The sequence below is a fragment of the Microbulbifer maximicatervae (SeqCode) genome, assembly GCF_052467815.1.
The window spans coordinates 4,477,815-4,496,848 of record NZ_CP174326.1 but is presented as its reverse complement, the minus strand read 5'-3'; the positions used below and the strand labels follow the sequence as shown (position 1 = coordinate 4,496,848).

The 19,034-nt window shown below is 48.9% G+C and carries 16 protein-coding genes; 7 read left to right on the top strand and 9 right to left on the bottom strand.

The genetic code is table 11. The features are described from left to right. Positions 1-99 precede the first annotated feature (99 nt). The 9 genes from ACJJIW_RS19435 to ACJJIW_RS19395 all read right to left on the bottom strand — a co-directional run bounded on the left by ACJJIW_RS19435 (position 100) and on the right by ACJJIW_RS19395 (position 9,141). Entirely contained in the window at positions 100-435 is a 336-nt protein-coding gene (locus ACJJIW_RS19435; RefSeq protein ID WP_444936116.1) for a TusE/DsrC/DsvC family sulfur relay protein, read from the bottom strand. A gap of 6 nt (positions 436-441) precedes the next feature. Continuing rightward, positions 442-735, bottom strand: a complete 294-nt coding sequence (gene tusB / locus ACJJIW_RS19430; RefSeq protein ID WP_282932401.1) for a sulfurtransferase complex subunit TusB — start codon at positions 733-735, stop codon at positions 442-444. A gap of 1 nt (position 736) precedes the next feature. Continuing rightward, positions 737-1,099, bottom strand: coding sequence for a sulfurtransferase complex subunit TusC (gene tusC, locus ACJJIW_RS19425; RefSeq protein ID WP_282932402.1), 363 nt, complete (start codon positions 1,097-1,099; stop codon positions 737-739). Between the two features lie 2 nt (positions 1,100-1,101). Next, the gene (gene tusD, locus ACJJIW_RS19420) at positions 1,102-1,494 is read right to left on the bottom strand and encodes a sulfurtransferase complex subunit TusD (RefSeq protein ID WP_444936115.1); all 393 of its coding nucleotides are present in this window, start codon (positions 1,492-1,494) and stop codon (positions 1,102-1,104) included. A 65-nt stretch (positions 1,495-1,559) separates the two neighbouring features. Beyond that, the gene (locus ACJJIW_RS19415; protein WP_282932403.1) at positions 1,560-2,240 is read right to left on the bottom strand and encodes a Bax inhibitor-1/YccA family protein; all 681 of its coding nucleotides are present in this window, start codon (positions 2,238-2,240) and stop codon (positions 1,560-1,562) included. Positions 2,241-2,479: 239 nt separating this feature from the next. Further along, complete coding sequence (locus ACJJIW_RS19410) at positions 2,480-4,786, bottom strand: endonuclease/exonuclease/phosphatase family protein (RefSeq protein WP_282932404.1); 2,307 nt, start codon at positions 4,784-4,786, stop codon at positions 2,480-2,482. A gap of 133 nt (positions 4,787-4,919) precedes the next feature. Beyond that, the gene (locus tag ACJJIW_RS19405) at positions 4,920-6,182 is read right to left on the bottom strand and encodes a glycosyltransferase (RefSeq protein ID WP_282934676.1); all 1,263 of its coding nucleotides are present in this window, start codon (positions 6,180-6,182) and stop codon (positions 4,920-4,922) included. 8 nt (positions 6,183-6,190) lie between these two features. Next, positions 6,191-8,434 carry a hypothetical protein gene (locus tag ACJJIW_RS19400; RefSeq protein ID WP_444893583.1) on the bottom strand — a complete coding sequence of 748 codons (2,244 nt, stop codon included), beginning with the start codon at positions 8,432-8,434 and terminating at the stop codon, positions 6,191-6,193. Then, entirely contained in the window at positions 8,434-9,141 is a 708-nt protein-coding gene (locus ACJJIW_RS19395) for a TVP38/TMEM64 family protein (protein WP_444936114.1), read from the bottom strand. Before ACJJIW_RS19395 ends, ACJJIW_RS19400 begins: the two co-directional genes overlap by 1 nt. Before the next feature lie 366 nt (positions 9,142-9,507). On the opposite strand from ACJJIW_RS19395, the gene ACJJIW_RS19390 reads away from it, so the two are divergent. The 7 genes from ACJJIW_RS19390 to ACJJIW_RS19360 all read left to right on the top strand — a co-directional run bounded on the left by ACJJIW_RS19390 (position 9,508) and on the right by ACJJIW_RS19360 (position 19,025). Next, positions 9,508-10,830 (top strand): TolC family protein, encoded by a 1,323-nt coding sequence (locus ACJJIW_RS19390; RefSeq protein ID WP_282932407.1) that lies wholly within the window; start codon positions 9,508-9,510, stop codon positions 10,828-10,830. A 3-nt stretch (positions 10,831-10,833) separates the two neighbouring features. Beyond that, positions 10,834-11,943, top strand: coding sequence for an efflux RND transporter periplasmic adaptor subunit (locus tag ACJJIW_RS19385; protein WP_444893584.1), 1,110 nt, complete (start codon positions 10,834-10,836; stop codon positions 11,941-11,943). A 10-nt stretch (positions 11,944-11,953) separates the two neighbouring features. Continuing rightward, positions 11,954-15,634, top strand: coding sequence for an efflux RND transporter permease subunit (locus ACJJIW_RS19380; RefSeq protein WP_444936113.1), 3,681 nt, complete (start codon positions 11,954-11,956; stop codon positions 15,632-15,634). Between the two features lie 244 nt (positions 15,635-15,878). Then, the gene (locus ACJJIW_RS19375; protein ID WP_282932410.1) at positions 15,879-16,157 is read left to right on the top strand and encodes a hypothetical protein; all 279 of its coding nucleotides are present in this window, start codon (positions 15,879-15,881) and stop codon (positions 16,155-16,157) included. 220 nt (positions 16,158-16,377) lie between these two features. Continuing rightward, complete coding sequence (locus tag ACJJIW_RS19370; protein ID WP_444893586.1) at positions 16,378-17,268, top strand: AEC family transporter; 891 nt, start codon at positions 16,378-16,380, stop codon at positions 17,266-17,268. Between the two features lie 119 nt (positions 17,269-17,387). After that, positions 17,388-17,927, top strand: coding sequence for a hypothetical protein (locus ACJJIW_RS19365; protein ID WP_444936112.1), 540 nt, complete (start codon positions 17,388-17,390; stop codon positions 17,925-17,927). Positions 17,928-18,056: 129 nt separating this feature from the next. Beyond that, a complete protein-coding gene (locus ACJJIW_RS19360; RefSeq protein WP_444936111.1) occupies positions 18,057-19,025 on the top strand; it encodes a UDP-glucose 4-epimerase family protein in 969 nt (322 codons plus the stop codon). The last annotated feature ends 9 nt before the right edge of the window (positions 19,026-19,034 follow it).

Here is a 19,034-nt window from a genome sequence, read left to right as displayed (position 1 = left end):
CCAGAGTCTAGAGCAGGTGATTGATGGGGGCGGTCAGCCGGATATTTAGAGGGGAAACTGACCAGGCTGTATCAAAGTGCGCCTGGCCGGTGGAGAAATTTATAGGCAATTGGTTGGTTTGGGTAAGCCGGCAATTTTGCTGGCCACTTTTGCCGGGCTTGGGGGGAAAAGCTGCATCAAATAGATACTGCGTCCTTTTTCTGCGCCAAGATGCTGGCCAATATACTTCACCAGGGGACGCATCGCGGGAGATAGTTCAAACTCGCGGTAGAACTCTTGTAACAGTTCGATAATCTGCCAGTGTTCTTCGGTTAACTCGATACCTTCGCCATTAGCTAACTGAATGGCTGTGTCCTTGCTCCAATCATCGAGGTTGTGCAGGTAGCCCTCTTTATCCAAGGGGATTTCCTGTCCATTAACTACCAGGTTGCTCATTTTTTCTTACCGAAACCAGCTGACTATGGGGTGATGCTCGGTACAGAGCTGTACCCAGCGAGCATCATCGATTATTTCTACCTTATCCATGGTTGCCGCAAGTTGTTGCTGGCCTCGTGCAGCGGCATCAGCTTCGAGGCAATAAACTTGGCCATTTGGCACGGTTTCGAGGGCCTCGTGGCGCAGTGCAAGGGTGCCGTCCTCAATTAGAAGCAGGGCGTCATCTTGGGCAAATGCATCCAGGCATTCCCTAAGGGCACTGCTGGTAAAGGGGGATTTGCTGACAATATGCAAAGTCATATCAGAAGCTCAATACGATGGGGTAGGCGGCGATCAGTGAGCCGGTATCATTTACGGTTTTAGTTTCTGCGCCGGCAACCTGAATTTGTTCCAGGCGGATATTGCGTTCGGCGAGGCTTTTTTCACAAACAAAAAACTGTTCAACCCCAAACATAGGCAGAGCCTGCAAATTGCGTCGCAGGCTTTTCTGGCCGATATCCGCAGGTGATTGCTGGTCCAGCAATTGGAATACCCCATCGCCGAGAAATAGCAGGTCCATGTCCTGTTCCATCGCCGCCGCTGCCAGTACGGCTTCGATACCTTCCCGCGCCAGGGCATTGCCGTAGGGGGCGGTGCGGCATAGGGCCAATGATTTAGTGCTCATGCTCAGCCTCCAAAGGTAATCAGGCGATCGGAGTTGGCGACAGCGTCGGTGAGTTGGCCGAGTCCAGCCAGCTCAAAACCCTCTGCCAAGTTGGCGGCGGGTCTTTCCAGGCGCTCGGCCTCTCTCTGATTCAGCACACCGCGTCGTTGCGCAGCGGCAATACAAACTACCAAGTCCAATTGGTGCTGGCGGCCCAGTGCCTGCCACTCGGCAGTCAAATCGGTTTCGTCCTGGGGGGGAGCCGTTACGGCATTGCCGTTTTGCACGCCGTCGCAGTAGAAAAATACTCGATAAATTTCGTGGCCTTGCTCCAGGAGGGCTTTGGCAAATCGGAGTGCACTGGATGCAGATTGGCTGCTGTGAGGAGCGGAGTAAACCGTAAGGGAAAACTTCATAGGGGCTCAAATAGTAAAATGCCCCGCAGTGCGGGGCATTGTGACTTGCTCAATAAAGTTGTTGCTTAGTCGTCGGAGGCGAATCCGAAGATGTGCAACAAGCTGGTGAACAGGTTCAGAATGTTCAGGTACAGGGAAACCGTAGCCATCAGGTAGTTGGTTTCGCCACCGTTAACGATGCGGCTGGTGTCATACAGGATAAAGCCGGACATCAGCAGGGCAATAACGCCGCTCAGGGCAACGTTAAACAGTGGCATGTGGATGCCAAACAGGCCTGCAATAACGAGGCCCAGGGCACAAACCACGACCGCGATGATTCCTACAAATAAGAAGCCGCGCATAAAGTTGAAGTCTTTACGGGTGGTCAGTACATAGGCAGACAGGGCAAAGAAGATGACTGCAGTTGTTCCCAGAGCCTGCATAACAATCTGGCCGCCACCGGGGATGCTTAAGTAGTGGCCAAGCATTGGGCCAAGAGAGGCACCCAGCAGGCCGGTAAATGCGAATACAACACCTACACCGGCGGAGGAGTTTGCTGTGCGAGGCAATACGAAAAAGATTAAGGCCAGGGCTGCCAGGGAGCAGATCAGGCTCATGCCACGGCCCATGCCAATAGCCATGGAAATGCCAGCGGTAATGGCGCTGAAGAGAACGGTCATTGCCAGTAAGGCATAGGTATTGCGCAACACCTTCGCCGATTCCGAGCGATCCAGTGCGCGGGTTTGAGTATAAGCTTGCGGTTGCATTTAGCGACTCCTGCTATTAATTGATAAAAGAATCATATCGCTCGCAGTGGGGGGCATCAAGTCGGGGAAACCCTTTTAATGCCCGTCTGCCAGTCTCTATGAATTCGCAAAAACCCTATATTTTTAAAGGATTTATTCAAATATTCTCCGCTTATTGTGGGGGCTGCGGGGCATTTTTCAAGTGTTATTGCTTGGGGTGGAAGGTGTTAAGAATGAGGGGCGCGATAAGCCGAGATCGATTACTTTCTCCCCTTGATGGGTAAGTCAATATCCACGATCAATGGCAGGTGATCTGAGGCTTGGCGGGTCAGTGAAGTCTTGGGCACCCGTACCCGTTTCACATTGAGTCCTGCACTGAGGAATATGTGATCAATGCGGACCTTTAGAAAGGTTCCTTTGGGGGTGTGGCGAGGCGCCTGTTCCTGGGCATCCCTGAGATAGCCCCCGAGGCGCTTGCACTCGGCAGAGTTGGGTAGCGCGTTGAAGTCCCCCAGCAGCACTCGCTCTCCGGTGCAGCGGGGATTGCTAAGCCATTCGGGGCCGAGAAGGGCATCTACCTGACGCAGCCGCTCTGCACGGGATAGCCCCAGGTGGGTGTTGATAATCTGGATAGGTTTGCCATTGGCCTCGATTTCCACCCAAACAGCTCCGCGAGGTTCGTCTGCAGCAGGGTTAAAAAGCCCCCCTTTGCCGGAGGGAGGGCCGGGCAAAATCCCTTTCTTGATGAGTCGGGCGGGGAGATGGGTGAGGATCGCATCGCCGTAGCGCTCCTCTTTCATATTTATGGTTGGCTGGAAGTGCAGGTCCATTGCCAGTAGACGAGCAAGTCTCTCAGCCTGGTCGAGGCCTCCGGTGCGTTTGCGCATGACATCCAGTTCTTGTAATGCCACCACATCCGGGCGATAGCGGGCAATTACCCGGGCAATTCGCTGTGGGGAGAGCTTGCCATCTAGCCCTCGGCAACTGTGTACGTTGTAGGTCATGATGCGCAAAACAGTTTTTGGCATCCTGTGGTTATCTACCTTCATGGGGCGGGCGCCACGGAGATAGGCGCGGGCTGTGGAGCGCAGATCCTGCGGGCGCCAATAACCCCGGCTGGGGTCAGGGGGCTGGATATCCTCTGGCATCAGGGCGAAGGCATGGGTTTCATTGGGGCCAGAGCCACCATGGCTGCCATTCTCCATGGCGAAAGTCATGGGTTGCTGCATGCCGGCACACCAGCCGTACATCATAAAGTCGCCAGAGTCTGGATGCCGACACAGGCTGGCCATATCCTCAGCGGCTTCAACCGGGTAGGGGTGCTCGTCCCCCATCAGCTTGCGTCCGTCTTCAGGAAGCTTGATGGGGCCATCTTTCCACCATCCACGCACTGGTGAGGAAGCGGGGGAGGATGGGTCTTCCAGATAGAGCACTAGGGGCACTTTGGCTTGTTCTACCATCCTTTTGGCGGCATCTGCCCGGCTGGTGCCGTTCAAGTCTATGTTGTACAGCATGGCGATTGGGCCCAGGGCCGCTACGGCAGTGGGTGCTCTATCGCCCTCTTGTTTGGACTCCTCCTCGATACTGCTTTTGTCCATCCACTCACTGCCGAACAGGCGGGCCCGCTCGAATCGGACCTTTTTGGGGATGGTGGTAGATTTGATCTGTGGCGCTGAAGGTAAACTGGATAGAGCTTCCGAGAGGGCATCGCCAAGGCTGCGCCCATTGACTTCTTCATAGGCTACGGTTTGTTCCTGACCGTGGTCTGAAAAAATCCACACATCGTAGTGCCGCCGTTCAGAACCGTGAGCAGCCTTCCAGATTTTGGCTATCGCGCTGTCTATCCCTTTTAATACCCAGTGGGCAAAGGCTGACTTTGGCCCGCGCCGGTGGGATTGTTCATCGTAACCAAGTAGGTTGATGTAAATAATCGGTAGGCCACGGGTGATATCGACTTTCACCCCCATGGTACACAGTTCCCTGGTAAGAATGGTGATGGCGACCCTTGTTGGGATAAACATCAATTCCTTTAGCAGGTTTTGGCCGGCAATAATCCCGCGTATGCAATCTACCAGGGATAAAACCAATTCAACCAAAATCAGAGCTGTGGTACGAACCAGGCTCCAAATATTGGTGAGAATCAAGATGGTGATTGCTATAGGGCCGGCCTCGCGTAGAGCCGGACCCCAACCCTGATCTGCAGGACAGAAGTGTGCTTCACCGGTTTTTGTACCGGCCTTGAATAAACTTAGGTAACAACTGCCTCCTCTTAAAAGTGGATCCCGGTGTTGAGCCTTAATTCTCTTTTCTACCAGGGCGGCAACCTCCGGGTCATACATGCGCCCCAGCTTTTGTGTCTCATGGACCAGAAAACCAAAGGCGGGTACGGCTTGGCGCACTCCGTAAAAAAGCTCGGCCTGTACCGCCGGAGTTGTCGAGGGTACTCCTGGGTACATATGCTCCAGGCGATAGTGCTCTTTCCTTATTAACCGTTTGAGGAATGGCATCCGTCCCCGGGCTAGTGCTTTGAGAAGTTCGGGGTAGGCCAGCCCGTCAATTTGAATCAAAATGAGCCCTGGAGCATGAGGGCTGTTTGGGTTAGTGGATAACCCAAGCAGGCGAGTGATCCACTCACTTCGACTTAGTCGGCGGCGCCAGCGTCTGATGGATAGTCCGATACGGCTTAACATGGTTTCTGGACTAACGCTTGGGTGGTTGATTCAGGGCTGCGCCGGCAGCTTCGGTGAAGCCTTCAAAAATTTCCCATTGTATGGTGATTAATTTTCCCGTGCGTACACATCGCGCGTAAATGGAATTATCAAGCGGCCAGTTGTAATGCACTAGTGGTTGATAAAGATCCAGCGCACGTTGCGCACAACTCTTCATGGAGAAATCCTGGGCAGTTAATCTGGCTTCTTTAATTAGTTGCTGACGGCGATCGTGAGGCTGGTTGTGAAACCAGCGTATTGCTGCAACAAAATCATTGAGTGTTTCTTTGGTTACAAGGCAGCCGTTAATGCCTTGTTTCAACATATCTCGTGATCCATTGGCTTCGAGAGCAATCACTGGCACCCCAGATGCCATTGCTTCAGATAAAACTAATCCTTGAGTTTCAGTGGTGGAAGTAAACAGGAAAGTATCCATTGCACTGTAAACATCACGGCGTGCATTGCCAATTACTTTTCCCGGCATATGCACCCGCTGTATTAACTTTTTATTGATAAAAAACTGTTGAAGCTGATCTTCCAGTGGCCCACTTCCAGCGAGCAGGAAATGGGCGGAAGGATATTCTTGTAAAAATTTGGCGACAGCCTGACAAAGGAAAATAAGGTTTTTTTCTTTCCCAAAACGTCCCAAGTGCCCCAGCAGAAATGCCGATGCAGGTATTTTCAACTTTTTCCTTAGTTGATCTCCCTTGCCATGGGCGTACTGTTCCGGATCTACTCCGGTAGGGACTTCCGCAATTGGAGTTTGTACCCCTCGCTCCCGGAGTAGCCTCACAATACTCATGCTTGGGGCCAGGACGAGGTTCGCTTTATTGGCATATCGGGTTGCGACCTCCATAACGAAACGTTTTAGTGCTTGCGAATCTCCCATTAAGTTGTGGGTGTAGTGTTCATACAGCGTGTGATGGGTAAAAACGAGGGGAAGTTCCCGCTCCCGCGAAATTCGTAGCGCACTTAGTCCTAAAAGGAAAGGATGGTGAGCATGAAGGATATCCGGGCGGAATTTATCTAGTGCGTCATTCAAAACGCCTGAAAATGGCAAAGCCATGGAAAAGTCGGTGCCGTTAAAATTCTGGATTGAGTGAATTCTCAGAATATGCTCTTCATCATCGGATTTTTGAGAGAACTCGGGTGCTATTACGAGTACCTTGTGCCCGAGTTTTCGGTACTCCTTGCTAAAGGCTGCGACGGAGTGTGCAACACCGCCTACGTGGGGCAGGTAGGTGTTAGTGAGCATAACGATATTCACTGAGGGCTCAACTCCGCACTCTGGGCATCGTCTGTAATCAGCACAGACCGGAAGCCGATAGCTTTAATGGCGATTGCTGGGGGTTTTCCATGCCAATCGGCAGCCCAAGAAACCTTGGGCGTAGAGCCTGGTTGGATTTCCAGGGTGACTGGTCCAAAGCGAGTGGGTGCGGGCCCAAAGCGGATGGGGTGATCGGAGTCGGTGCCTTGGAGCCATTCCGGGGGTAATCCGGAGATCAGTACCAGGGCATCTTGCTCTTCCCGTACAAAGCAATTGCGCTGCATCGCCACCCACTCAGCTGCCGCCCAGGCATGTTGTCCATCTCCCATACATCCTCCGAGGGAGTGGGGGTGGATAGCCTCTGGCCATTGTCCCGTTGGTGATGCCAGCTCTGCCACACTGCGCATAAGGTCAATACAGCGAGGATCCCCAGCGCGAAGCAATACCTGGGCAATATGGAGGGTGAGGTAAGCGTTAATGCCTGAGTGGATCATGTCCTGGAAAAAGCCGCCACTGACAAAACACTTCTTCATCAGGTATTCCGCCAGGTCTATCAGTCTAGGGTCTTCGGGGGGATAAAGTTGTAGAGGATAACCGGCGGCGATTGACCCGATGGCTCCGGCATCCAGGCGCCGGTTTGGTGAAGCGGGCATAGCGGGGCGTCCCAGGCGGTCTTGAGCGCCTTGAAGGCTGTGGTCAATGGTGCGCTGGAAGTCGCTGGCAGCATTATTAAAGCGATGGGCATTGTCATCCATCCCCTCGCGCGTACAGATGGCCGCTGCACTTTGTAAACCGGCGACGCCCCAGAAATCATCCCAGTAGTAGCAGTCGTTGGGTCCAAGGTGTTCTGCACTGAAACCTGCCGGCAGAAGCCCTCCACAGAGACTGTCATCTTTCGGTAGGCGCTTACCGATAATCCACTTGGCACCTTTTACAACAGGGTCACACCATGCCTGCTTGAGGGGGCTGCCGGTTAATTCACAGTAAAGGTTAAAAATCCACAGGGCTTCGCCATTTGAATCCCACTCCCCGTCCTGAGAGTGAAAAAATCCATCCCGCTTTTGCCGATGGGGAAACTGCTCCAGGGCTCTCTCTGCGCGGTTGATAAAGCCAGCAAAAAGTAGCGACTGGATCATAAACGCGGCATCTCGAAACCAAAACCGCTTGTAGGTGTATGGCCCTGGGTAAACATCTTTGGGTGAGTGGAGGATGAGGGTACGTATTGCCGAGTCGTAGAGAAATTGAAACTTTTCGTCGGGCACGGTCAGGGCGCAGTGACCTTCCAGGACGTGTTCCCAGCAGAGGGGAGAGCGTTGTTTGCTCTCTTCTGTAACCAAGGGGATGGCAACTTCAATCTTACGGGATTTTCGGTCTTCAATACGAAACATGGCAGCTGCGGAGGCCATGCCAATATCGCAAAGCCCTTCGCGGCTACTCTCCTTATCTCTGAGATGTAGATAGATATCACCGCGCTTGTAGTTAGATGCCAAATGTTTGTCTACCTGCTGACTGAACTCGACTGCAGCCTTATCTTCAATAAGCCAACTGCGCCCACTGTCGCTCAGGCGAACCTTATGTACAAAGCTGACCCCTTCGGGGTTGCAGGGGCGTAGAACGACCATGAGCCAGCCTCCTCCTGGGCACTGCGCGTTGAGTTCTAGCACGCAGCGGGGGTGGCCCTGGAGTAGGCTCGCTGAAGCTCTGTTGTGTAACTTAAGACCGCGACGGTGGGATTCTGTGACTATTGCAATATCATCTCCCAGTTCCTGGTGCTGGTTGCAGAATCCGAGGGTAGAGGGCATCAACTCTTCACCGCTGTCACTGATAATCCAGGCATCGATAGACCAGCCATCGTAGTGGGGTGTTAGCAGGCCTCGCGGATCTATAATCGGTAACTCTTCGCAGTCCGGTATGCCAACTGCAGTCCAGTTTCGGTGGCTTAGGTTGCAGTGACTAATGGAAAAGGCGCGTGGAATAAACGACTTGTCATGGGGGTCGAATTGGCGCTGGATCCAGTAGGGCCAAACCCAGTCCAGGTTGTGTTGTATCACCTTGCTGTTAATTAACGCACGAGCGTGAAATACCGCTCCTGCTCGCAGCAGCTCGATGGGTTCACTCACCTCCGAGGGTTCAGCAAAGCGCTGTAAATGCGCCATTAACGTGAGTGGGTCAAGGAAACCGTGAGCGGTGGCAAAGCGGCGTACGAAGAAGCGCCAAGGGAGCCATTTCATCCAAGGCATCAGAGGTCCTCTTCTTTAATAATTCTTTTCAATGCACGGCGAGCCATGCGGGTGAGCCCGATTAGTGCGATGACGGCGAGGGCAAAACCGGCAATGTAAAACCCCCACTGGACGGGCGTGCGTTCCTCAACCTTACCCAGGGAGGTAAGGTCTGCGGCAATAGAGCCGATGTAAACGTTGTGTAATGTGAGTGGGATAACTCCAAGCGCATTGCCGATCACAAAGTCACACAGTCGAACCGGAGTTAGTCCAAAGAAGTAGTTCGACAACTTAAAAGGGAATAGGGGGACCAGTCGGGTCAGCATAATCATTTGCCAACCCTCGCGACGAATCACCTCGCCGACCGTTGCGGGTTTGATATGGGACATAATCCACCGGGAGGCTCTTTCGCCGAGGAGATAGCGGGCGATTAGAAATGCCAGGGTTGCCCCGAGTACGGTGCCGGCGATGACCAGTAGGGTTCCTTTTATAACGCCAAATACAAACCCCGCTCCCATCGTAAAAATGACGCCAGGTAATAAAAAGACGATTGCTGCGGCCACAATTAAGATAAATAGCAAGCTTGTCTGCCAGCCCTGCTCGTTGAGCCATTGCATTAGCTCAATAATTTGGTCATCAAGGTCAAAATAAACCAATAAACTCAATACCCCGGCTACGGCGATAGTGCAAACCGCGAGAATCAATAAAGGAAGAAGCTTCGCCACCATAGGGTTATCCACGGAACCAAAGAAACACGGTTTTGATTGCCGCCATTAATTAGCCTAGCTAAAGGATGGCGACAGGCGATACTTCTTTATGGCGTCCTGACAGTTTTTATTGGGCAAATTGATGGGTGAGACGAAATACCCCGAAGGGCATTGGTGGTTTCGATAATGACTCTTTAGTTTTGAGTGGATGGAATATTAATTTGTTGATTTATTAAAAATTTAAATATCAATTAAGAGGATAAGCAGGAATCCGCCAGTCTGGGTTCAGTGGCCAGGACAGTGGCTGTCAACAGATATACTTACTCGATCCTAAATTTATTTGCGCAGTGAGCAGATCAAAATTGTTGCTGGAAATAGAGGTGACCGTTGTTCGAGTGCGCGCTCGCAATATTGCTAACTGGCGGTGGAGCCTGGAGCTATGCCAGCGAACCGGTTTTGACTCTGGAGGATGCTGTTGATTTGGCGGTGACTGCCAATTTACGGGTTCAAGCGGCTGCACTTGAAGTCAATGAGGTTTGGGATGACGTTGAGGCATTAAAAACAAGGCGCTATCCCAGGTTGGAAATGAAAGCGGGCATCATTGATAACCTTACACGCCAGAGGTATACCTTTGATCGTGGCGTCTGGGTGCAAAACTCCCCAATTGGGCCTATTCCTCCAGAAGATATCGAGATCACATCAGAGGAAGGTGTGACCAAGTCCTTTTCCGTCAGTGCGACCCAACCTATCACACAGTTGTATACCATAGAGCTCGAGATTTGTGAGGGGTATGTTGTGACCGAAATGGCGGAGGAGAAAGTTCGCCTGGTGCAACAGGATGTGGGCTACCTCACCAAGATCCAGTACTTTGAAATTGGCAGAATACTTGGGGATCTACAGGCTGTAGATGAAGCCATTATCTTCCTTACTTCCCTGAGTGAGCTTGTAGGGAATTATGTCGCGCAACAAGTTGCCCTTGAATATGAACTCTTGGATGTACGTGCACGCCTTGCGCAGCGCAAATTGGAGCGCCAGCGTCTTACCGATGAAATGGCTACAGCGAAAGAGCGTCTCAATGCATTGATGGATCGGGATGTTGAAACTCCTTTCAATATTCAGAGTCTTCCAAACCCACATCATTTAGTCTTCGATATAGAAACTTCTTTGGGGCTAGCCTTTGAGCAGCGTCCAGATCTCGCTGAGTCAGAGCTGTCAATTGAGCGCGCTGAATATAGCTACGATGTTAAAAAGTCTGAATATATCCCCGATGTAGATTTGACTGTTGAATACCTAAAACTCTATGACGTTAGGTTGATACCTGATGCCGAAGCATTTGTTGCTCTGGAAATGCGCTGGGAGTTTTTTGATTGGGGGCGAAAACGAGATGAGCTATCCAGTCGTGCCAGTAAAATCATTGAAGCTGAAAAAAAGTCGGAAGAGGTTCGCAATCGAATAGAAATAGAAGTGCGTGAGAGCCTGCGACGATTACGTACCTCCCAAGAATCTGTGGGAGTTGCAAGGGAATTACAGGCAGCTTACCAAGAGAAAGTGCGTGTAATGACAAATCGTTACCGCGAACAAGCCGCAGTTCTAAGTGATGTACTGGAGGCGGAAAAACAGCTTTTTCGCGCGAATAGTGATTACAACCGCGCTGTACTTTCTGTGTGGGGATCTTTGGCTGAATATGAAAGGTCCGTGGGGGAGGTGTGATAAATGCGCTTTATCAGCCTTTGCCTTTTTACAATGCTAGTGGTTGTTACAGGCTGTCACCGCCATCCACCAGAGAAAAAGCCCACACCAGTAGAAGTTTTTGTTGCCCGCACGCAAGACGCTGCAGCGGGTTATCCCTATTCTGCAGTTGTCAATCCTTATACACAAGTTGATGTGGCGTTTCGAACTGAAGGCTATGTACGTGTGATTCCATCCCGAAAGGCGCTCGGACAGACTCGTTTGCTGCAGGGAGGAGATTATGTAAAACGTCACGAGGTACTGGCTAAGATTGATGACGAGCAATATCGGGATCGCGTGGTGGAAGCAGCTGCAAACGTGAGTAAAGCTGAAGCGGAACGGCGTAAAGCTGATCTTAACTACAAAAGGGCAACTGCACTTTTTGCCACGGCTAGTATCACCGCTCCTGATTATGATACAGCCAGGGAAGAGTATGAAATTGCACAGGCTACAGTCGTTGGCAGTAAGGCTCATTTAGACCGGGCAGAGGAAGAGTTGCGGGATACAGTGCTGCGATCCCCACTTACCGGAATTATCCTGCAGCGGAACATTGAAGTGGGCACATTAGTTCACACACAGTCGGTTGGTTACATTGTGGCTGATATCACTCGAGTGAAGGTTGTATTTTCTGTACCGGACTTGGTGTTGAGTTATGCCCCTCTAGGTAGTGTGGTGTCACTGCGTACGGAGTCATTACCAGATCTTACTTTCAAAGGGATGATCACTGAAGTTTCCCCTATGGCTGACCCTCGAACTCGGGTATTTGCAATTACGGTCACTGTTGATAATCCCAAGGCTCAGTTACGGGTAGGTATGATTATGTCTCTGGCATTGGACAAAATACCGATACCTCAAGATAGGGTCGTTATACCGCTTTCTTGTTTAGTTGCTCATCCGGGAAAAGCAAAAGGGTTTGCTGTATTTGTATTGGAGAGAGATGGAGAAGTTTTGCGAGCAAAACTAAGAAAGGTACTCCCGGGACAGGTAACAGGCAACGATATTGTCATTATCCAGGGGGTTACGGTGGGCGAGGAAGTGGTTTCTACTGGTGCTGCTCAGCTCAGCAATGGGGAAGCCATAATAGTCGTGCCTTGAGGACTAGGGGATGGCAGATCAGAAAGAAAAAAGACATGCAGAAATTGTTGAGGCGGAAAGTCACCACCGTTTCAATACTGCCCGTTTTTTTGTAGATAATCCGAGTATTTCGGCAGCATTGCTGGTGACTTTCCTGATATGGGGGGTGGTTGCCTATCTATTCATGCCAAAAAGTAAAGATCCAGACATTCCTGTGCGTATTGCAATAGCGACGACTCATTGGCCAGGACAATCAGCTGTTAGGGTTGAGGAGTTAGTAACCCGGAAGGTGGAAGAAGCGATAGCGCAAAGTGAATATCTCCATGAGCCAGATTCGAGAACTTTTGGGATTAAATCCCTGACATTAAATGGCGTTTCTATGGTGCAAGCACAGTTGGCACCGAAAACTGATGCTACTAAAGCTTTTAATGACCTTAACCTGAAGTTGATTGATGCCCAGCAGCAACTACCTTCTGGAGCCAGTAAAATTTCTCTGAATTCTGAGTTTGGTGATACAGCTGCAGTATTGCTTAGTGTGGCTAGTCCTCGAGCTGGACCAACTGAGATTACCTTGCGTGCGGAAGATATTAGGGAGGGAATATCTGAGATTCGCGGACAGGAATCAAATAGCGACAAGCGCGTAAGTATTGTTGTCGCCCTCCCTTTGTCCTTGGCTAATACATACTCTGCCACAGGATTATGGATATTTGCGAGTTGGCTTGAAGCGCAAGGTTATGGAACAGATTTTGAAGTTTTAAACGGGGCTGGCTATTTAGGGGTAGATTTCCTATCAGATAAAAGTAACGGCGAGTTGCTGGCGGCAACAAAACGCTATTTGTCTGATAAATTAAGTGCCCAGCGTTTTTTTCCGGATGCCTGGGACCCTTTCGTAGTTCGCAATCTCGTCAATACCCGTGACCATTTAATGAAGGTTGCGGGAGCTAAATATAGTTATCGTCAGCTCGATGATTTTTCAGACCTTATCGCATCTAATATCAGAGCTATTCCAGAAGTAAAAAGGGTGTTAAGAACAGGTGTACTCACTCAAGAAGTGAAACTGTTTTATTCCCAAGAGAGGTTGGCTTCCTATGGCCTGCGGCCTGATATGATCGCTCCGGTTCTAAATGCTCGTAATACAACTATCCCCGGAGGTTCGATTATTGCGGATGACCTGGGTATAGCCATTATGCCCAGTGGTGAATTCACCAATCATGAGGAAATAGCTGACGTTCCTGTGACACTGAGCGATACTGGGACGCCAGTGTACTTGCGGGGGATAGTTGATGTAATTATGGGGTACCAAAGTCCCCCCCCACTTTTAAATTACTATGTAAATAGGGATGAGAATAGTGAGTGGCAGCGTAGCCGCAGCATTAACCTCTCAGTGCAGATGCTGGATGGTAGACAAATCGGACAGCTCGGACGCAATGTCAGTGAAGTCCTAGAAAAAGTCAAAGTGGACCTGCCAAAAGACCTGATTATAGATCGAGTTTCTGATCAGCCACGGCAGGTACGAGAGAGTGTAAGTCTCTTTCTGGAAGCTTTGATTGAAGCAATTATTTTGGTCGTAATAATTGCATTTATCGGATTTTCCGATTGGCGATCTGCTGTGCTTTTAATGATATCCATACCCGTAACATTGACAATGACCTTCGGGTTTATGCAGTTGTTGGGAATCGATATCCAGCAAGTGTCTATTGCGGCGCTGATTATCGCACTGGGGCTGTTGGTAGACGATCCTGTTGTAGCAAGCGATGCGATCAAACGGCAAATGGCATCTGGAAAACCCTCTATTATTGCAGCTTGGTTGGGGCCAACTTTGCTAGCCAAGGCCATTTTTTTTGCAACTCTAACCAATATTGTTGCATATCTTCCATTCCTATTGCTGACGGGTAATCAGGGTGATTTTCTGCATAGCCTTCCTATTGTTATGGTATGCGCTTTGGTTGCATCCCGCATAGTATCTATGACATTTATTCCTTTTCTAGGTAACACGTTGTTACGCCCTCCTCAACAAGTGGAGCAAAGTTTGGAAGTTAGGCGAAAAGAGGGGCTTACAGGGCGCTATTATCGCGCGGCAGATTGGGCGATCAGTAATAGAAAGATTGTACTGTTTATTGCCCTGGGATTGCTTGTGCTAGGTGTTGTTATAAAAAGCCAGTTGAGGAATGCATTTTTTCCTGCAGATGTTCAGTATCTCTTTTATGTTGATGTTTGGTTGCAAAATGATGCGAGTATTGATGCAACAGACAATGTTGCAAAAGTAGCGGAAGAGATAATTAGGGAGACTATTGAGGAGTATGAAAAGAAACATATAAAAGATAGTGATAAACCCATTTTGGAGGGAATTAGTAGTACTTTGGGTGGTGGAGCACCGCGTTTTTGGTACACCGCCAACCCTCAGCAAAAGCAGCCGAATTATGGGCAGATAATAGTTCGATTAAGCAATAAATATTTGACACCTATTTTGATTCCACTCATTCAAAGCGCCCTTTCTGAACGTATTCCAGGGGCGGGGTTGGACGTTCGGCAACTGCAGACAAGCACAGTTGAGCACCCTGTTGAGATAAGGATTTCGGGACGCGTAGCCGTTGGGTCTCTTGAGGAAGAGAAGGATATTTCACTCCTGAGAGAATACGCTGCAAAAGTTAAAGAAATTGTTGAAAAGTCTCCCTACGCTCGTGTAGTTCGTGCAGATTGGGCAGGAAAAAGCTTAGTGCTAAATATGAATGTGTTGGAAGACAGGGCTGAGATGTCAGGAGTAACCAATGCTGATATCGCGATAGCATCATCTTCCGGCTTTAATGGTTCTACTGTGGATACTTTACGGCAGGGAGATAAAGAAATTCCCATCGTAGCGCAACTGCGCCTGGCGGAGCGCGGACAATTGGAAGATGTCAATAATTTGTATGTATTTGCATCTGATAGCGATATTCATATTCCCTTGCGACAAGTGGCAACTACTTCAATTTTGTTCTCGACAGAACGAATCTATCGGTTGGAGAAATTTCGTACGATTACTGTCTATGCATTTCCATACGCAGGATTTATTTCATCAGATATAGTGGCGGGTATTCAGGAAGAGTTGGATGAATTCTCTGAATCCCTGCCTGCCGGATATCAACTGCAAATATCTGGAGATGCAGCCAGTACTCGACATGGGTTCTTACAGTTGCTGATGATTATGGCTGTCTCCTCTAGTGCAATATTTCTCGCTCTGGTATTCCAGTTCAGCAGTCTGATAAAACCGCTAGTAGTATTTGCTACTGTCCCTTTGGGTATGGTAGGAGCACTTGCTGCATTATTTATTTCCGGGCAACCATTTGGCTTCATGGCATTTCTGGGGATCGTGAGCCTTATTGGGGTTATTGTAAGTCACATTATCGTGTTGTTTGACTTTATAGAAGTGCGCCATGCCGCTGGAGATTCATTTCGTCAGGCTCTACTGGATGCGGGAATCCTGAGGTTGCGCCCCATCCTTATCACTATTGCTGCGACAACTTTTGCTTTAATTCCCTTAGCTATTCATGGTGGCCCTCTATGGCGGCCATTATGTTTTGCGCAAATTGGAGGACTTATCCTGGCTACTTTTGGGACCTTATTTTTGGTGCCGGTTATATATACAACTATGGTAGAGGATTTAAAGTGGATAAAGTGGGTTGAACAAGCGCCAAAAAAAGGCAGTGATCCCAGTGATTTGGTAACTACCTGAGGCGAGTTAACTACCCTGGTCTTGTTCTACTGACGGGGTATTTTCTCTGAGGGTGGGTAGAGCTTCGTAACTTGGTGGCTCTTGTAGGCGAAAATATTACAGGTAAGAAAGTTACATTTCTAGCGAATTGACTTTTATTAATTATCAAGACTTCGTTTTGAGAATTGTCACTTAATACAGCGCAGTGGGATAGCTAAAAGGCTATGTTTTGATCCCGTAATCGCGAAAAATAGCAGGGATCTAAATGCGTCTACTAATGAAAGTCTTGATACCGGTTAAGGCCGGCAATAAGTCTATTACTGACAATAGCATGTCTGTCGCCATGAACGACTTTATTGCCACAGCCAATCCAGAAGCCTCTTACTTCTTCCTGGAGCATGGTAAGCGCGCAGCGCTTTTTATCTTTGAGGAAAATTGCCAAGATCAGTTAATGACCTACAATGAAAAATTTTTTGCAGCCTTTGATGCTGAAATTTGGATAACCCCAACCTTAAATCTTAAAGAGTTACAGCTGAACTTATAGGCAGATATTCATGTTCTATTTCTTTCAGTTTGATAGCGGCTTGTTATATTGATGAGGTTTCTTCTATGTAGCTCTACGATAGAATTAATTGATGATTTTACCTGAGGATAGTTAAAAACCTATGTTCTGGGTGTGCCCAAGTGGGTAAGTGATACCAGTCCCCAAAATGAAAAATTATTTTGCTATGCCAAGACGTGGGATGATGAGAGTTTAACGTTCGATGAGAACCTTGTTTGAGAACGTATTTGAGGTTGTTGCTCCCGTATTTATCTGTGTTCTTATTGGGTACCTGTTCGCAGCGAGTAAGCAAGAGCTAAACTCTAGAATGGTATCTAAATTAATGGCCCATATTGGTTATCCTGCGTTGATATTGGATCATATGTTGGGACAGACGATAGTGCTGGATAAATTTCTGTGGGTGTTGCTGGCGGCCTTTCTAATGTATTCTCTTATGTCGGTGCTAGCCCTCCTGTTTTTATCATTGTTTCGGCAGAATATACGTACTTACTTTTCTTGTTTAAGTATGAATAATGTGGGCAATATTGGCCTGGCAGTATGTGCACTGGCATTCGGGCACTCGGGAGTTCTTTACGGGATTGCATTTGTTGTAGTGGGAATGATCTTCTTTTTTGTTGTCGCTCCTGGAGTAACCTCTGGTAGCTGGTCTGTTAAGGAAATTGTACTTAGTCCGGCAATTTATAGTGTGGTTTTTTCTATAGTTGCACTGATTTTTAATATAAGCTTGCCACAGGCCGTTATGTCCTCCCTTAATATACTGGGGGGTATGGCGATCCCACTAATGTTGGTGACACTAGGGCATAGCTTAGCCCAGATTAAACTGAGCGACACTAGGGTTGGAATTATCTTTGCTATTGGCCATGTGATTCTCGGGGGAACTACTGCGCTTGTTTTGACAAACATTTTTAATTTTGTCGGTGCTATGCGAGGAGTGCTTATTTTGCAATGCCTGATGCCCTGCGCGGTTAGTACTTACCTTTGGATATCCATTTATCGCCCCCAGGATTCGGCCAAGATATCCGGTATTATCTTCCTCTCAACTCTTATGAGTATTTTCATTCTGCCTATTGTGCTAACTTATTGGGTGCAATAAGTGTATTCAGATTTGGGATTTGTAGTCTAATTCACTAGACTTCGTAAGCTCTTTTATTTGGTTGTATGATATGGAATCAGCCGTCATAAATAGATGGTTTAGGGAGGTTTCATCACTCAATGCCAAAACAATTCTCGGCCAACCTCCCGTTTTGGGTGTTGTTAATTATAGTATTTTTCCTGCCGGTGATTCCGTCTTTTGTTTTTGCACATTACCCTTTCGACATTTTTTCCATTAGCACGGGTGACCGTCAGTATACAGATGGTGAACTTTTGGATGCTGTATTTTTTCCAGTAACCTATTTGGATAGCGCTGGAGACAAGCAGGGGCGTACTGATAGGAAAGTCCAGACTCCACCAATTCGCCACTTTGAAGGGGCTACCGCTAAGAACTTCAAAGAGAAGATGGCGCATAAAAAATATCACCAGATTTGTGACCGCAAGTCACCTCAGGGATTGCAGCCTTGTGAGGAAGCGAATTGGAAGTTCAAGCAAGCGAAAGCCTGCCTGCAGGCCAGGGAGGCCTGGGAGGCTCAATGGGGCAGGCCTGATACTTATGCCCCTCATGAGAGGGCCTTGAATAATGTCAGGGCCAGGCTTAGGAATGCTAGCGCTGACAGAGAGCGATTTTGTGGTATGGATCAAAGGCAGGATAATTAATACCAGCGTTATTCTGGTGACTGTTCAGTTTTGCATTTTGGTTGATAAGCTCCTTATGACTAGAAAGGTGTGTCGAAATGGCAGTCGGTGTAAACTAACGTGAATTTTTCAGCAAAAAATAGGCTTTCTTTGAAAGGACGTATATTGCTAACCGGTGCCAGCGGTTTTGTTGGGGCTGCTCTCTTGTCACAGCTTCGTAAAGAAGACTATACGGTCCTGCCAGTGTATCGCCGCAAGGTTGAGGGTGGTTTTGAGATCGGTGATCTGTCAAGCAATACAGATTGGGGTGATGCGCTGGTTGATATAGATACGGTCATTCACACTGCTGCGCGTGTCCATGTGATGGAAGAGACTTCGGCTGATCCCTTAGCCGAATTTCGGCGAGTGAATGTTGAGGGCACTATCAAGTTGGCACAGCAGGCGGCTTCAGCTGGTGTCAGACGCTTTATTTACCTTAGCTCCATTAAAGTTAATGGCGAGTCCACCGACAATCGTGCCCCATTTAGTGCGGATGAGCAGTGCGATCCCACCGACCCCTATGGGCTTTCAAAGAAGGAAGCTGAAGATGGGCTGCTCGAGTTGGCTGGCACTACTGGAATGGAAGTAGTTGTTATTCGCCCTCCTTTAGTCTACGGCCCCGGTGTAAAGGCGAATTTCCAATCGATGATGAGTTGGCTCATAAAGGGCGTTCCTCTGCCGTTGGGTGCAATCAACAATCGCCGTAGTTTAGTGTCTATCGGTAATCTAATAGACTTGATATGTGTATGTATTTGCCACCCAAATGCGGCAAATCAGGTGTTTCTTGTATCTGATGATATGGATATATCTGTCACAGATTTGTTGCGTGGCTTATCTCATGCTCTGGGGTGTAATACCCCGCTAATACCAGTTCCCCAGCTCGCGCTTACCAGTGCGCTAAAGCTGATAGGAAAGGGGGCTATCGCTGAGCGTCTGTGCGGCTCCCTGCAGTTAGATATTGCTAAAACCAAAGAGCAGCTGGACTGGACTCCCCCAGTGGCCCTGGGGGAAGGGTTGGCCAACACGGCTCAGGCATATTGCCAGGCTAGGGCTCCAGAACCTGCTCAGAAGAGCACTTAGTTAGTAGTT